The 16,587-nt window shown below is 40.2% G+C and carries 11 protein-coding genes and 1 pseudogene; 2 read left to right on the top strand and 10 right to left on the bottom strand.

Annotated features, from left to right (window positions below; genetic code table 11):
- Positions 1–6 precede the first annotated feature (6 nt).
- Positions 7–1,026 carry a DHH family phosphoesterase gene (locus tag H8S64_RS06060; RefSeq protein ID WP_099292426.1) on the bottom strand — a complete coding sequence of 340 codons (1,020 nt, stop codon included), beginning with the start codon at positions 1,024–1,026 and terminating at the stop codon, positions 7–9.
- A 435-nt stretch (positions 1,027–1,461) separates the two neighbouring features.
- On the opposite strand from H8S64_RS06060, the gene H8S64_RS06055 reads away from it, so the two are divergent.
- Positions 1,462–2,007 carry an RNA polymerase sigma factor gene (locus H8S64_RS06055; protein ID WP_186975357.1) on the top strand — a complete coding sequence of 182 codons (546 nt, stop codon included), beginning with the start codon at positions 1,462–1,464 and terminating at the stop codon, positions 2,005–2,007.
- Between the two features lie 6 nt (positions 2,008–2,013).
- Here H8S64_RS06055 and H8S64_RS06050 read toward each other — a convergent pair.
- From H8S64_RS06050 to guaA, 9 genes and pseudogenes are all read right to left on the bottom strand, one after another.
- A pseudogene (locus H8S64_RS06050) lies at positions 2,014–2,181 on the bottom strand (ATP-binding protein); the annotation flags it as partial.
- Positions 2,182–2,292: 111 nt separating this feature from the next.
- Entirely contained in the window at positions 2,293–2,988 is a 696-nt protein-coding gene (locus tag H8S64_RS06045) for a hypothetical protein (RefSeq protein WP_186975356.1), read from the bottom strand.
- A 306-nt stretch (positions 2,989–3,294) separates the two neighbouring features.
- Entirely contained in the window at positions 3,295–4,752 is a 1,458-nt protein-coding gene (locus H8S64_RS06040; protein ID WP_186975355.1) for a thioredoxin family protein, read from the bottom strand.
- A gap of 15 nt (positions 4,753–4,767) precedes the next feature.
- A complete protein-coding gene (locus H8S64_RS06035; protein ID WP_186975354.1) occupies positions 4,768–5,727 on the bottom strand; it encodes a fibrobacter succinogenes major paralogous domain-containing protein in 960 nt (319 codons plus the stop codon).
- Positions 5,728–5,739: 12 nt separating this feature from the next.
- Positions 5,740–6,768, bottom strand: a complete 1,029-nt coding sequence (locus H8S64_RS06030) for a hypothetical protein (RefSeq protein ID WP_186975353.1) — start codon at positions 6,766–6,768, stop codon at positions 5,740–5,742.
- A gap of 28 nt (positions 6,769–6,796) precedes the next feature.
- Positions 6,797–8,359, bottom strand: coding sequence for a RagB/SusD family nutrient uptake outer membrane protein (locus H8S64_RS06025; protein WP_186975352.1), 1,563 nt, complete (start codon positions 8,357–8,359; stop codon positions 6,797–6,799).
- A gap of 12 nt (positions 8,360–8,371) precedes the next feature.
- Positions 8,372–11,965, bottom strand: coding sequence for a SusC/RagA family TonB-linked outer membrane protein (locus H8S64_RS06020; RefSeq protein WP_255469444.1), 3,594 nt, complete (start codon positions 11,963–11,965; stop codon positions 8,372–8,374).
- An 82-nt stretch (positions 11,966–12,047) separates the two neighbouring features.
- Positions 12,048–13,220: a FecR family protein gene (locus H8S64_RS06015; RefSeq protein ID WP_186975350.1), complete on the bottom strand. Its 1,173-nt coding sequence runs from the start codon at positions 13,218–13,220 to the stop codon at positions 12,048–12,050.
- Between the two features lie 347 nt (positions 13,221–13,567).
- A complete protein-coding gene (guaA, locus tag H8S64_RS06010) occupies positions 13,568–15,097 on the bottom strand; it encodes a glutamine-hydrolyzing GMP synthase (RefSeq protein ID WP_186975349.1) in 1,530 nt (509 codons plus the stop codon).
- A 106-nt stretch (positions 15,098–15,203) separates the two neighbouring features.
- Here guaA and H8S64_RS06005 point away from each other — a divergent pair, with 106 nt between their 5' ends.
- Positions 15,204–16,550: a sodium-dependent transporter gene (locus H8S64_RS06005; protein WP_099292417.1), complete on the top strand. Its 1,347-nt coding sequence runs from the start codon at positions 15,204–15,206 to the stop codon at positions 16,548–16,550.
- Positions 16,551–16,587 lie beyond the last annotated feature (37 nt).

Here is a 16,587-nt window from a genome sequence, read left to right as displayed (position 1 = left end):
CCACTTTCAATTTTCAATTTTCAATTGTTTGAAAAACCATTCAGATGTTTCCCGTACTTTCTGTACTACATCGTTTAATGGTAACGGCATTTGTCCCCCCGCGGCATTCAAGTGTCCTCCCCCGTTAAAATATTCCTTCGCCCACAAATTCACGGGTATATTTCCTTTTGAACGGAATGATAATTTCACTTTATCCTTACGTTCCGTGATCTGCACGGAAACCAATATCTCTTCTATTGACAGCGGGATATTCACCAGACCTTCCAAATCCCCGTCCTTGTAATTATAGACATCCAATTCCTGCAAAGTAATCGGAATAACGGCAACCGGAAAATGTTCATCTATCGTGAGTTTATTCAAAAGACAATTTCCCGTCAATCTCAATCGAGAGAGCGTGTTACGCTGGTAAAGTTGCTCATGCACGTAATCCTTGTCCAGCCCCAAGGCTAATAAATCGGCAATTACCCGGTAGGTTTCCGGATGAGAAGAATTATGACTCAAACCGCCCGTATCCGTTGAAATCCCGGCATATATGGCATTGGCAATATCCGTATCAATGATCTCTTTTCCCCATATCCCGGAAATCACGTTATACAACAATTCGCACGTGGAAGAAACACTGGTATCGGAAATCCGATAAGTCACCTCGTCCGGATCGGGATGATGATCTATCATGATCGTTTCCCCCTTGAATTCCCTCACGAAAGGCTCCAAATCCCCTTCTCTCGCTATTGTATTATGATCCAGCATAAACAATACATCCGCTTTTCTCAACCACTGTTTACATTCCTTCTGTCTATTCTGGAAAGAAATGGCATCCGGTATACGTTTCAACCACTTCAAATAATCCGGTATATAATCACACGTCATCAATTGTGCGTTGATCCCGACTTTATCCAACACTTGCCACAAGGCTGAACACGATCCCGCCGCATCCCCGTCAGGTGAAATATGAGGTATAATAACAACATTCAAATTTTTGACTGCCAGTCTTTCTTTTATCTTCTCGATGATTTCTTCGTACATTCTATCTAATTTTCGAATTCTCGCAAAAATAGGAAAAAACTACATTTATAACGTGTAATCTCAAAGATAAAAATACAAACAGTGATTATTCTACAACTGAATTATCCCTAAATCAAGTGAATGACAATTCCAAACATGGAATTTTGAGGATTAAATAGTCCATTTGAATTTAAATAAACCAACGTTTTATTATATTACAAATATAGGCTAATTATTGGGAATCTCGAAGATTTTTTTCATCTGTTTAATTTTTTCATTTTCAATATGAAATGAAAAAAATGAATCTTTAAAAGGACATATTCAGAATCCTAAATTTTGAATATTATCAAACGTTCCTTTTATGATTACATAAAACAACAATTAAATATCTAATATACAACAAATAATACATTTACCTAAAGAATCTATTAACCATATGTGAACGTCACTATTATTATGCAAGATAATTTGATAATAAATCTTTTAGGAAAAGATCAAGAAAAATCTTTCCGTTACCTGTATGAAAAATATGTTGTTCAATTGCGTTATTTTGCCGCTAAATACATTGACGATAAAATGGCTGTTGCAGATATCGTACAAGACGCGTTTGTTCGGCTATGGGAAAAAAAATCTCAATTCCAAGATGAAAATACTATCAAAGCATTTTTATATAGGGTAGTTCAAAATGCTTGTATTGACCTCATTCGTCATCACGAGGCAGCCCAAAATTACACGAAACACGTCATAGCAGAAAATGAAGAAGATTCCTTTCTAGACAATATACTTGAAACAGAAATATTTCAAGCTTTGCGAACTGTATTCAACGAACTTCCCCCCGCTTGCAAGGAAGTTTATCTATTAAGCCTCAACGGCAAATCCCATGAACAGATCTCCCAACTGTTAGATATCTCGATAAACACCATAAAGAAGCACAAGAACAATGCCAATCATTATATGCGTGAAAGATTAAAACACATTTTATCTATATTATTATATATTTGAATTCCGCTAATAAGTCAATCCAAATGCCCAAAGAGGAATTATATTTTTATACCCGTATTCGATATCATCTTTCACAAGATAGGCATTTTCGATCCCTTCTATTTGTTTTTGTGTTTTATTTTTTCCACCAACCTCGAAAGTATATTTACCTATAACAAAATCGGCTACAGAGGAAAGCTCTACTACCATACTAAAAGTCTGAGCCTAATCGAGGAGAAAATAAATTCTCTCCTCGATAATTTTAAATACTCTATTCGGTAAACTTTTTTCAGGATAATACAATTTTCATTCATCAAACTCATCCCATGATGAACGATTCGTGTATTTAAATAGTATAAATCCCTCGTTATAATACGTATCCATTAATTCCTTTTTGGACAACCCTATAGGATAGTTTATTCGAGGCATTTTATCTGCCACACCTAACTGTTTGCCAATTTTATACAATACCTGATATTCTTCAACAGTCGTTGCTGGCATATCTTTTAATATCGGACCAATACCGATTCCGTGAATTCCAACAGCTAACCCGTAACCGGTAAAAACCTCGAGTTTAGTTACTTCCATTCGTGCCCTTGTCTGTTGAGGCGCAAGAGAATCTAAATAAAGTCGCATCTCTAAACAAGAAAGACGTCCACCGTTTCGTTTCCGATAACAAAATGAAAATGCATATTGTTCACGAAAAACAAAATAATCGACATTTCCTCTAAAATGAGATTCATCTTTCCTAAATACATCATAACCAAAGCCATAGATAGTCATATCTCTATATTGATACTTTCCCATTCTTTCTATCACAGCTTGCTTTACTTCCTCTTTAGAAAAATTGAATACATATTCCGTTGGATTTGGGACTTCTAATCTTTCTCGCAATAGCCACTTCATCCAACCACTTGATACCGTCCGATTTACTCCCACTATAATAGCAATAAATCCTACCACGTAAAAAATTACTTTTTCAACTTTATCTGGCTTTCTCATAACTTATTGAATTTTAGAATAAGCTTCTCTCCAACAATCAAGGGCACGTTCTTCTTTAGAACGTGTGTCATCCTTTGCCACGTTATCCTTTCCATTTAGTATATTAATAATATTAATCATAGTTTGTTCTGCACAAACAACGTGCAAAGGGGCATTTCCTCCTTTATCCCAATACATATGTATCACAATCTCTGCTAACGTAGCCGTGAATGGATTAAAATAATTAGTAAAAAATTCTCCTCAAGATTCAGCAAGAATACATGAGGAGAATGAATTAAAACACAACACATTCAGGCACCAACTTAATCACTCGCTCTGCTTCAAACCTTGTTTCACTTTTTCCACGAAAACATCCGGAGATTGAGCTCCCACGATTTGAGAAAGCACCTCTCCTTCCGCATTCAATAAAAACATAGTCGGGAACGATTTAACCCCATATCTCTTGCCCAACTCTCTCCCTTCCTCTGTTTCCATATCAATTTTCACGTTCACGAAACGTGCATTCATGAAATCCCCAACAGCCTTAAGCGGGAAAACTTGATTACTCATTTTCTTGCAAGGACCACACCAAGTCGTGTAACAATCCAAGAACACAAGCTTATTCTCCTGCTTTGCCTTTTTCAGTACTTCAGCAAAAGACAAATTCTCGAACTTCATTCCCTCCTTGTTCACGAGTTTATTCAAAGCTCCTTGATAATAATCTCGAGCCGTCCCCTTCATTTTGTCCATTTTTTCCTTCAAATAAGCGATAATAAGCGCCTCCTCGGCTGTGGACAAATCTGGAAAATTCACTAAACCTAAATCAACATTTACAACAAGTTGTGGATGTAAACCGCTAGATTTATGTTTTAAAATATTCAAAATCTTATTCAGCTCCCGATCCGTGTGCGCTTTGACGATATCGTACACAGTATAAACCGTGCTTGTATCCGGTAAACCATTATTTTGCATAGAGATATAAAGATCTAATAACTTCTCACTATTGTAAATCTTCTCTCCGGTTGTATAAGGATATAATTCACCTATATACCCCTTCTCTATTAATTCATTTACTGATTTCAAACCATTCTGCTTCACGAAATCTTTCTTGTGCTCCACTACGAAACGGAACATTTCATCATCCAAGCCACGTACTTTTTTACAGTATAAATCCCAATTCTCAGCTTTACACCATTCGGATTTCTTCAATTTCGTGAAAAATTCATCTGTTACCAAATTCGCTTTTTCCCTTTCATCCGCTACATCCAATACTTTGGCATAATCCCTTAAAAACTTCACTCCCCGTTCACCACTTTCATACCTTCTATTCATCTCCGGCAAAGTCGTTTTCGGGTTCAACGCTTGAGCCAATAACTGCTGGAATTCAGGTAATTTTACACCACCGACAATCCGATAAAGAATTTCACCGTTACTATCCAATACCAGATAATGGGCTTGAAACTTCACGTCATATTTTTTTGCGAAAGGCTTTCCCTCTTTCGTGGTCACGTCAATAAAGAAATTCACGAAATGCTTATCCATCCAATCGGCAAACTTTTGATCACTAAACACCAATTTATTCATGGCATGGCAAGGTACTGCCCAATCGGCAAAACAATTAAAGAAGATTGGTTTTTTCTCTTCTTTAGCCCTTTTCAAAGCCTCTTCAAAAGAATAAACGTACTTCATCCTTACATCTGCTTTCACTTCATCCCCGTACATGCTTTGGGCAGAAACGCCCAAAGCAATAAATAACATACTTACAAACAATACAATCTTTTTCATCATAATTTACTTTAATTATTCTTTAATACAACGTACACTATAAGCTGCTGTCAAATCGGAAGTTCCACGCATAATTTGATCATTTTCCATGGAAAGCAACCGGATAATCCCGTGATTAATCGTATCATTCTCCACAACCTTTGAAGACGACCAGAAATAAGCCCGACTTCCCTTATTAATGAAATTTGTTCCATACATAAAAGTACCGAAAACCCGAGCTCCGCTAAATAAAGCATCAAAACCACATCCATCTTTTCCGGCTTTCAACAGGCGTCCCTCTTCTCCACCTCTCCAAACATCCAATTTATCAAGTTCCGAAAGCGACATTCCTAAATTCTCTTCTAACTTTTTCCAATCCTCATCCGTGGGCAATCGCCATCCCTCGGGCACAGCTTTCACTGCCCCATCATAAGAATAAAGAAAACCGTTTACCGATGAATAATTCCCATTCTTAGCTTCCGTATCCTTTAAATTATTTTCTACAAGCTCTGCAAGAGCAAACGGCAAAAGATTATTATACATCCTTTTAATAGCCTTCACTCCATTAGGACAAGTAACTTCACACGTTCTCTCTACCATACTTATTGCTTGAGAAACAGGCATTTGATAATCTACCACATACGCCTTTAATAAATCACCCACGGAAAAATTATCATTATATCGCTCGGATAACTCTCCCCGTTCCATGGCAGCATTCATAGAATCTGTAAAAAGTTCTACACTAACCTTTGCATCATATTCCCTTACAGCTCCTTCTTTAAACGTGTAACACCCATCTATACTTCCCAATGGCAAACGATATTTCAAATTCTCTGCCATCCATGTCTGTTCGCCAATGGTCACGCATTTATACACTTTCATATCACGTGGGTCCGTGAATTCGGAAAAAGCAACCTCCGGCTTTACCACGTGATCATCATTATTACATGCATAATAAACAATCACGCTCAACAGTATTATCATTATCTTTTTCATCTTCTGTTTACTTTATAATTCAACACCCAATTCATTGACAACAATTTCATACAGAATATTATATTTCTGCATTACTAAGGGAGAATCTCCCCATTTTTCTTCAAATTCTTCCGGTGACCACCTCAACATTTCCGTGATATACCCGACTAAATCGTCCTCTTTCTTTCGCGGTGTCCAAGTATTAGCTAACCCGCAAGAAACAAACCCCCATGCTCCTATCTTTTCCCGAACACACTTTCGAAAGTTTTCCAAACCTTCAGGGGTAAACCATTGAGCAGTCCCCCAATTATCATCAAAACACTGAGGCCCAAAAGAAGATTGTCCCGGAATATAATTCCAACTACCGGTAAACCCAAAATCATTAGGAAACACCAAGTATTCATAATAATCGGGATCCAAAGAAGAAAAACGAGTATCAAACCATTCCGGCTTGGAAAAACTGTAAAATTGTGCCAATAACGTTGTGTAATTCAATATTTTACTCTTCACCATTTCCTTCATCATCTCCGTGGGCAAATCACGTATCACCCCGTCACTTTTCCAATCACCTGTCATCAAAAGTGTTCGTAAATAAATTTGATACGCACCTTCACTCAAAACTTGAATATTATCATAGTTATCTTGTGCTCTAACAGATTTCACTACAAAAAAATTATACGGGTAAAGTGCTTTATTAACAAGGGCCAAATAATTCTCAATAATATTTAAAGCCTTTAATTGTTCTTCCGGTTCTACAAGGTATTCATACCGATATGCAAATTGAGAATAAGAAGAAAAATTCCATGCCAAATCCAAGGTTTCATATCGATAGATAGGATTTCCATTTATATCTTCCTTCAGGAAAGATTTCTTGATTGTATCGTTAAAGTAAACCGGAACATTATACTTCTTGTAAATCTCGTATACCCGATGTTTCACGGGATCTGACGGGTCGTCTTCAATCACGTAAAAATTCTCGTACTCGATTTTCTGTGTTAAAGCACCTTCTTTCGAGCAACCGAACATAAAAATAATCAATACAATGTACAATATTGTCTTCATACTCGTGTGGTTAATTATTTTATTCATTTTATTTTTCATCACCGGCTCCACCAGCAGACCTATAGATTAAATGAGAATACCCCCTTTGCTCCCTTGGATTATCCTGCATACCGATATCAAATTCCAACACGGACTTTGGAATAGCAAACGTGTATGCCAAATCGTTTTCTTGCAGAGAATAAACTTCCCCATGTTTAAACTCACGTCTATTATCCCAATCATAAACAGAAAACATATGTTCTATGACTTTTTTAAAAGGAGCTTTACGGCATACGGCATATCGGCGTAAATCAAACCAACGGTGTCCCTCGAAACACAACTCCTTTCTTCTTTCCTCTCTCACGGCTTCCGTTATATCTGCTGCAGAATATTCAATATCCCTATATTCAGCTATCCTATTTCTCCTCAAACGATTCAAGTATTCGGAAGCCGTACCGGGATCATCAGACATGGCACACGCTTCTGCCATATTCAAATACCCCTCCGCTGTTCTTAACAACCAAAAATCAGAAACATTCGAGCGATAAACACCTCTTTTGTATTTTCTTCCCAACCCTATACTATCTATCTCCGAAGCATTAGAAAAATATAAATCACGTCGACAATCAGCCTCCTCGTATAAACGGTACAAATCTTTAGTCACGCAAAAATTTCCCCCTAATCCCGTGATATCATTCTGTAAACTCAAAGAGCCTTGTGAAAATAGAACTTCAACACTATTTTCAGATATTGCGACCGCTTCCGGGTCCGTGAGTGAATTAAAATTATACAAGTCACGTCTTAACTTCAAAAAATCCTCGGCGGCTACTCGTGCATTTTTCCAATCTTGCATATACAAGTACACCCGACTTAACAACAAACGTGCGGCTGCCTCAGAAGCCCGATAAAAAGAGCGAGTCTGGGGACTTTGTTGAAAACACTTCACGGACACCTTCAAGTCATCCACGATCTGCGCGTAAACCTCAGCGACGGACGCTCTTTCGAATTGCGTGTTTTTATCTTTATCATGTTCCACGTAATGCGTCAACTTCAAGGGAACTCCTAAGGTGGATGCCGCAGTTTCCGGATCATAGGCATTAGCATACACATTCACCAGTACCAGATAGAATTGGGCACGCAAAAACAAACATTCGCCTTGAAGTGTCAATGCATCCAATTTTTCTTGTGGTAAAGCCTGACTCACGTTTTTCAACTCGTTCAAGATAATATTAGTGGTATTTATGCGACTATATAACTCATCCCACAAGGCATTATCTCCGGATAAATTTTTTTGGTCATAATCTCTTCCCACCTCGTATTGCCAAGTATAGTAACCGTAATAAGTAGTATTCAAATACACGTATTCGTTACTCGTGTTAGCCGTGTGCATTATCACAGTATTAACGTCATCATCTAAAATATGTAACCACCATCCGACAGTACCTCGGGCTAAATCCTTCACCTCGCTACTTGGTAAGTATCCGCTTCCTAAAATTACCTCGTTTAAATCGGACACTGTTTTGGGTATAACCAAATCTTGCGAATAATCTTCCAAAAAATCAGAACATCCGGCAAACAGCACCACGATAATACTATATATAAAATATTTCATCTTAATTTCTATTTAAAAAGTTACATTAAATTGAAATGTATACGACGGTCGAACAGACAGATTCGGTTTCGCAAATCCCGATTGCGAGGGATCTTGACCTTTCAATTCTTTCGCCGACAGGGTAAACAAGTTCATCGCGTTCAAACTCACTTGGATTGCCTCAAAAGGAGTGTACGACAAAATATCCTTACCAAACGTGTAGCGCAAAGACATCGAATTACATCTAAGATAATTACCGCTTACAACCCGAAGGTTGGATTTATCGTACATATCCCACGTGCTACGGGCAAATTTCTGAATATGCGTTGCATTATTCAGGCTACTTGAAAAATGAGCATAATAGTGCATGTAATCAGCATCCGCCGGACTCAATATAGCAGGAATATTTGTTTTCGTTTCGTCACCGGGAACTTGCCAACGATTTAAAAACTCCTTTCTAACATTAGCTTCCGCACTCACCCCGGATACAATAGGCTCGTAAAGAGCAAATAAACGCACCTTTGAACCTAACCCGTAAGCCATATTCATCGTCAACGTGAAATTCTTATAGGTGAAAGTATTGGCAAAATTTCCACTGAACTTCGGTTCTCGCTGCCCACTCTTTTCCATGATCATCAAAACGGTTTCTTCCAACGATTTATATTTCAAAAGGTGTTGACGATCAGCATAATCATCAAATACCGGAGTTCCATTTTCAGGACTCAATCCTAAAAATTTATACGAATAGAAAGAACCTATCGCCGTTCCGTTAATAATAGCTGTTCCGTTCAAATAATCGTCTATAGTATAAACCTCAACTGTTTCCGATTCCACCTTATTCATATTTCCGGAATATTGAGTAGAAAACAACCACTGGAAATCTTTTGTTTTTATAGGTTTCACTTGCAAAGCGATCGAATAACCGTCATTTTTTAAATCACCGCTATTCATCGTGTAATTGGAAAGTCCATTAACTGTTGATACTCTTACCGAAGTGAAACAATCTTCTGTCTTTTTAAAATAAAGAGAACCTTCTATATTCACGCGAGATTTAAAAAATGACAAATCCAACCCGAGGTCGAAAGAGTGAGTCTCCTCCCACTTCAGATTCGGGTTCGGGTAACGGGCGATAACCGATACATTTTCATTATACATCGGGTCTATCGTTCCTTGTTTAATCGTCAAGTTCGGACTTTGATCATCCAACATATTACCCTGATAACCGTATGAAGTCCTAAATCTTGCTTCATTTACAAAATTCCAGTTTCTTAAAATATTTTCTTTTAAGTTCCAACTTCCGGAAATTGCCCAAATAGGCAAGAATTTATCATTACTTTGACTACCGAATTTATTAGAAAAATCACAACGCGCATTAGCATACAGCGTGAAATGATTACCGTAACTATAACTTAAAGTCAAATATCCAGATACTTGATGCGAGATTCCATGTTTCAGTGTTCTGTGATTTTCGTTCAACCATTTGGCATAGCGAGTATACAAGGTAAGATCAACCTCATCAATAAATTGCATTCCCCGATCTTTTACATATCCCCGGTTTTCATCACTGATACTCCGTGAAGTCGAGCCATTCATCTCGAACCCTCCGGTGGACATAATCATGTGTTGATCATCACTCCCGAACGGTTTACGAAAATCGTATTGTACACGGAATACATAACTTTCGTTTATCGTGTTGGTGGTTTTCAAGATACCACCGTAAGGCAAATAACACTCCCCGTCATCTCCCGGCATAGGAACTTCCTCGTATTCGGCATTTTTCCAACGAGCTGCGTAATGTGACTTTTCCCCCCACCACTGTTCTTGCAAAGTACTACTTCGATTATAATTTCCGGCTACTGTAACATCCAACTCCCTCCACGGTGAATATTTCAAATTCAAGCGAGCACCTAGCGTGTTTCCATCATAGGAATTTGAACTATTGTCAATCTCGTTCAAAATATTATACCTAAACAGACTGGCCCACCTATTCATCCCATTGTAAGCCGATTTCTCGTAATAATACAAAGTACCATCCGGGTTATAGCAAGGCAACGCACGTGTTGTATTATAAGCATAGTCCATTGCGTCAATTTCCGGCATCAAATGATTTTTCTTTTGCACGTTCCCGTCTAAAGAAAAACTAGCTTTTACTTTCTCTGAAAAAGTCATATCCATATTTATTCTCGCCGTGTATCTTTCCGTGTATGTCGTTTTAGATACTCCATCCTCATAATTATACCCTAGGGAAGCATAGTAACGTACACTCTCTGTCCCTCCCGAAACACTCAAAGTATGATCGTGAGAATAAGTATCTTGTGTCAAAATATCGAACCAGTCGGTATTCACTGTTTCATATCTCTTCACTTCATCTAAAAACTCGTCGTAATTCGTTTGTCCCGTGTAAAGACGATATGCGGCACCTTCATACCCCACCATCGGCATATTACTTGGGAACGGATAATGCAATTCCGTCAAATCCTTTCCGAACTGCACACGTTGTTGTGAATTCATCAAATTGATATTACGGTCAGAATAACGGGGACGGCGTGTGTATTTTGACGAATGATTATAAGAAACACGTGCAGGTCCGATTCTTCCCTTCTTTGTTGTCACCACAATCACACCATTCGCCGCACGGGTACCGTAAAGAGCTGTTGCGGAAGCATCTTTCAACACGTCAATACGCTCAATATCCTGAGGATTAATCCCGGCGATAGCATTCCCGATAATATTGATATAATCAGGATTATTCAAATCATCATTGCTCACATCTACCGGATCATCCAAAATAAAACCGTCCAAAACCCACAGGGGTTCACGATTACCCAACAACGTGGAGGTTCCTCTCACGCGAATACGCGGGGTTGCCCCCACCTCTCCCGAGTTAGTCATCAACAATAACTCCGGTATTCTCCCTTCCAACGCTTGATCAATACTCGTCATACCCGGCACCAACACGTCTGCCGCGTTCACGGTAGTAATCGCACTTGTCAAATGTTTCTTGTCAATCGTTTGATAACCCGTGATCACCACTTCATCCATCTCGGCGACATCTTCCTCCATCTTAACATTGATGTTCAGTTTCTCTTTCACGGTAATATATTGAGTTTTCATACCGATAAAAGAAAACATCAATGTAACCTCCCCGGTTGTCGGGACACCAAGTTTGTAATTACCATTCACATCTGAAACAGTACCGACGGTCAACCCCTTGATTAAAATCGTAACCCCGGGTAAGGGACTTCCGTTCATGTCTGAAACTTTTCCCGCAACCACTTTCGTCTGTTCCGCCTTTGTCTCTTCTCGCCGAATGACAATAGTCTGCCCGTTAATAGCATAAATCAATCCTGTACCCTTCAAACAATCAGAGAGAACTGCATCAATCGTCGCATCCTTGTACGAAACATCCCTCTGCTTAAAAGCGGATAAGTAGGAATCGCTATAAACGAAATCATACGCCGAAATTCGTTTAATCTCGTTGATGACCTCTTTAAACGTAGCATTTTTCAGACTAAAGGTCATTTTTACCTCCTGACAATAAGCTCGTTGGCTTAATTGAGTCGTGAAAACAAGGAAAAGCAGGAATAAAAACCACCTTTTCCTCACAACATTAAAATTTTTCTTCATAGATTTGTATTTGAATTTAATAATCATTCTGCCCCTGTTCGCATCAGAGGTAGTTTTTAAGTAGCGTTACCAGCGCTACTTTTTATTTTACAATCACGGTATTATCCTCTATTTCAAATTTCACGCATCCTGTTTCTTCCAGCAAATCAAGCACCTCTGCGAATACCTCGTGTTTTTTGATATTCAAAGAGAAGGGTAACACACGCAACTCTTCCCGTTCGAAAACCACGTTAAAAGCGTACCACCGTCCCAAATCCTTCAGAACCCGTTCCAACGGGTAATTATCAAAAATCAGACGTCCGTCTTTCCAACCGATATATAAATTGACATTAACCTCTTTCGCATCCAGCCGTCCATCCGATCTATTGAACGTAGCCTGCAAGTCCGGAGTCAGGATAACACTGCGCTCCTCGGATTCCACGCTCACTTTCCCTTGTTTTAAAGTCGTTTTGATACATTCTTCATCACTGTAAGCCCTTACCCCAAATTCTGTACCCATAACTTGAACCCGCAGGGGATCGACATCCACGATAAAGGGTTTGGTCGTATCTTTTTGTACTTCAAAATAAGCCTCTCCTTTCAAACGAACTCTTCTCTCTTGCCCCGTAAAATGCGCCGGATAAGATAATTCCGATTCGGCATTCAGATATACTGTCGAACCATCGGACAAAACCAACACGTATTCGCCTCCCCGGGGAATCCGCAACGTATGATATTCGACTATCGTATCCACGTTTCCTGATGAATAAGTCAACATCTCGCTATCGGCAGATAAAGCAACCCTATGATTGGCCAATGCCTCCAAATCCTCCTCGTTCTTTAAATTGAACTCCCTCCCGTCGGACAAAACCAAAATAGCCCTAGACTCCAATTCTTGGATTGCATTCCTTTTAGCTACCACGACCTCTTTTTCCGGAATATATTTCTCGTTACTAAAGTATAGCACTCCACCGGCAGACAATAACATAACGGCTATCGCGGCGTATTGCAAAACTCTTCTTAACCCGATTCGACGGCTCCCTATCGTTCTCGTGTAAATTTGTTTCCACTCGGCATCCATCTCCTCTCCCGTCATTTCATGAGCCGTCAGGCTCTCCTCGAAATGTCGACGGGAAATCATCCGTTGAAAAATCTCCTCGTTCTTGGAAGATTCCATACGCCACGCATCCAAATCCTCCATTTCCCGCTTATTTAAGTTGCCTTGCACGTAGCGGGCGATCAATTGAACTATATACTCTCGTGTTTTTTGTGTCATATTTTTTGCTTGTTTCCCCTAAAACGGAAACCTACCCGTTTGGTGTAATATGAAATATGACTTTTTTTCAAAAATATTTTACAGCTTACTTATTTGCAGCATGTTACCCTATGCATTTTTTTTACAATTTTACCCTATTTCCATGGTTATCTCACAGTAATACTACTTCTACTCTCTTACAAGCTACTCCTATGTCCCTTACACCACCATTCACCAAGGGTGATGAGAGGGATGTAAAAGTTTGTTGTAACGGACGAGAGGTAGTATTACAGTGAAATAACCCTAGGATTACATATAAACATCACTAAGCTAAGCATAAAAAAAGCGCCCCGAAAGGCGCTTGTATATTATTCCCACTCGATGGTGGCTGGTGGTTTTGAACTAATATCATAAACAACCCGGTTGATACCCCGCACGTTATTTATGATTCGGTTGGAAACCTTTGCCAAGAACTCGTAAGGCAAATGACACCAATCGGCAGTCATTCCGTCCGTCGATTCCACGGCACGCAAGGCAACCACGCTCTCGTAAGTACGTTCGTCCCCCATCACCCCGACACTCTTGATCGGTAACAGAATAGTACCCGCTTGCCATACTTTATCATATAATCCCGCTTCCTCAAGCATGGATATGTAGATATGGTCGGCTTCTTGCAATAACGTCACCTTCTCTCTCGTGATCTCACCCAGAATACGAATAGCAAGTCCCGGACCGGGGAAAGGATGGCGTTTCAAAAATTTATCCGCTAAACCGAGGCTTTTACCCACGCGGCGAACTTCATCTTTAAACAATAAACGCAAGGGTTCTACCACTTTAAGTTTCATGTAGTCAGGTAATCCTCCCACGTTATGATGAGATTTAATGGTCTGTGACGGGCCATTCACCGACGATGATTCAATCACGTCCGGGTAAATTGTACCTTGTCCCAACCATTTGGCATCTTCTACCTTGTGTGACTCCTCGTCAAACACGTCCACGAAAGTGGCACCGATAATTTTACGCTTCGTTTCCGGATCCTCGACTCCCGCCAGACGGGACAGGAAAAGATCACCGACATTCACACCAATAACGTTCAATCCTAATTCCTTGTAATTTTCAAGCACGGACGAGAACTCGTTTTTCCGCAACAATCCGTTGTCAACAAATATGCAGACAAGATTTTTACCGATAGCCCGGTGTAATAACATGGCTGCCACCGTGGAATCTACTCCCCCCGACAAACCCAATATTACCCGGTCTTCGCCTATTTTTGCTTTCAATTCGGCTACCGTGGTTTCGATAAAAGAATCCGGAGTCCAGTCTTGTTTACAACCGCAGATATCAACCACGAAATTCTTCAGCAACGCGGTTCCTTCCGTACTATGATACACCTCCGGGTGGAACTGAATACCGTACGTTTCCTCACCTTCTATCCGGTACGCGGCATTCTCCACGTCGACCGTGCTTGCCACTACCGTGTAATGTGACGGCAATACCTCGATCGTATCCCCGTGCGACATCCATACCTGTGAATGTTGGCTGATATGTTTGAAAAGCGGGCAACCATTATCCACGTAAGACAAATTTGCCCGACCGTACTCTCTTTTGTTGGAGGCTTGTACTTCCCCACCGAAATAATGAGCCAGATATTGAGCCCCGTAACACACTCCCAGCAACGGCAGTTTCCCCTTGATGGAAGACAAATCCGGTCGCGGAGCCTTCTCGTCACGCACGGAGAAAGGACTTCCCGAAAGAATAACTCCCTTCACGGAAGCATCGAGTGCCGGATAATGGTTAAAAGGATAAATCTCGCAATAGACATTCAATTCTCGCACGCGTCTCGCGATCAATTGCGTGTATTGAGAACCGAAATCAAGTATTAAAATCTTCTCTTGCATGTGAATCGCTTATTTTATTTTGACGCAAAGATAGTTTTTTTCTATACAAAATGCTAACTTACACTCCGGAAACTCGTAATATTTGTTAACTCAAAATAATTTAACCATGCACAACACTAGAGATAGTTTTGGTTCCAAATTCGGGGCTATTGCCGCACTAGCTGGTTCGGCAGTCGGATTAGGTAATATATGGAAGTTTCCCTATGAGGCCGGGAATAACGGTGGCGGGGCTTTTTTGCTCGTGTACATATTTTTTACCGTTGCTATCGGACTCCCGGTCATGCTTTCGGAGTTTGCGCTCGGTAGATATTCCGGTCGGAATGCTTTCGGAACATTTGATCGGTTGGAACCGAAAACACCTTGGCGTTATTTTGGAATCCTCGTGTTATTGGCCGCCACGATGATCCTTTCTTTTTATGGCACAGTTGCCGGGTGGACGTTGGAATACGTGGTTAAATCCCTCTCTTTCTCGTTCCATTCAAGCGCTGATATTGATTTGAATAACTTGTTCGACGACTTTATTTCCAACCCGTACAAGCCAGTATTCTGGCAAATTATATTCATGGTACTTACCGGATTTATCGTGTTGGCAGGGGTAAAAAAGGGTATCGAAAGATACACGAAACTCATGATGCCCTTACTCTTCATACTAATCGTGATTTTAGGTATCCGGGCATGCACGCTGGACGGTGCCATGGAAGGAATAAAATTCCTGTTTTTACCCAAGTTCTCGGAACTCACCTCTCAAGGGGTACTCTCTGCACTGGGACAAGCGTTTTTCTCCTTGTCAATCGGCATGGGTGTCCTATTGACTTACGCTTCATACATCAAGAAAAGTGAAAATCTAACCTCGATATCGTTACAGGTTATCTGTGCCGATACCCTAATCGCCGTGCTGGCAGGCGTTGCCATATTTCCTGCTGTATTCGCCTTTAATATCGCACCCAATTCCGGCCCGGGACTCGTGTTCCTCACCTTGCCCCAAGTGTTCCAGAGTATGGCATTCGGGCAATTGTGGGCTATTTTATTCTTCGTGCTGCTGACAATGGCTGCATTGACGTCCTCGATATCATTGCTCGAAGTGATTGTCGCTTTTTTCGTGGAAGAGAAACACATCAGCAGGCGTAAGGCAACCATTATTTCAACCGTTATCGTGACTGTTTTCGGCATCTTGTGTACTCTATCATTCGGTCCTTTAAAAGACATTCAGATAGGGAGTCGCTCTATATTCGGGATATTTGATTTTATCAGTTCCAATATCCTGCTCCCCGTCGGCGGCATACTCATATCCATCTACGTGGGGTGGCGATTCGATCGCCGTTTGTTGATTGCCGAGTTGACGAATGACGGGCAATTGAAGTTATGGTTGATAAAACCTCTGGTTTTCGTGCTGAAATACGTGGCGCCCTTGTTTATCTTGGTTATACTTTTGCATTCTTTGGGGGTATTCTAATCCTATAGAATACCGGGGCCAAACGGTTCGTGCATCG

Source organism: Butyricimonas hominis (genome assembly GCF_014287455.1).
GTDB classification, from domain to species: Bacteria; Bacteroidota; Bacteroidia; order Bacteroidales; family Marinifilaceae; genus Butyricimonas; species Butyricimonas muris.
The sequence above is the reverse complement of the archived record's forward strand: the minus strand, read 5'-3'. Positions and strand labels throughout refer to the sequence as shown.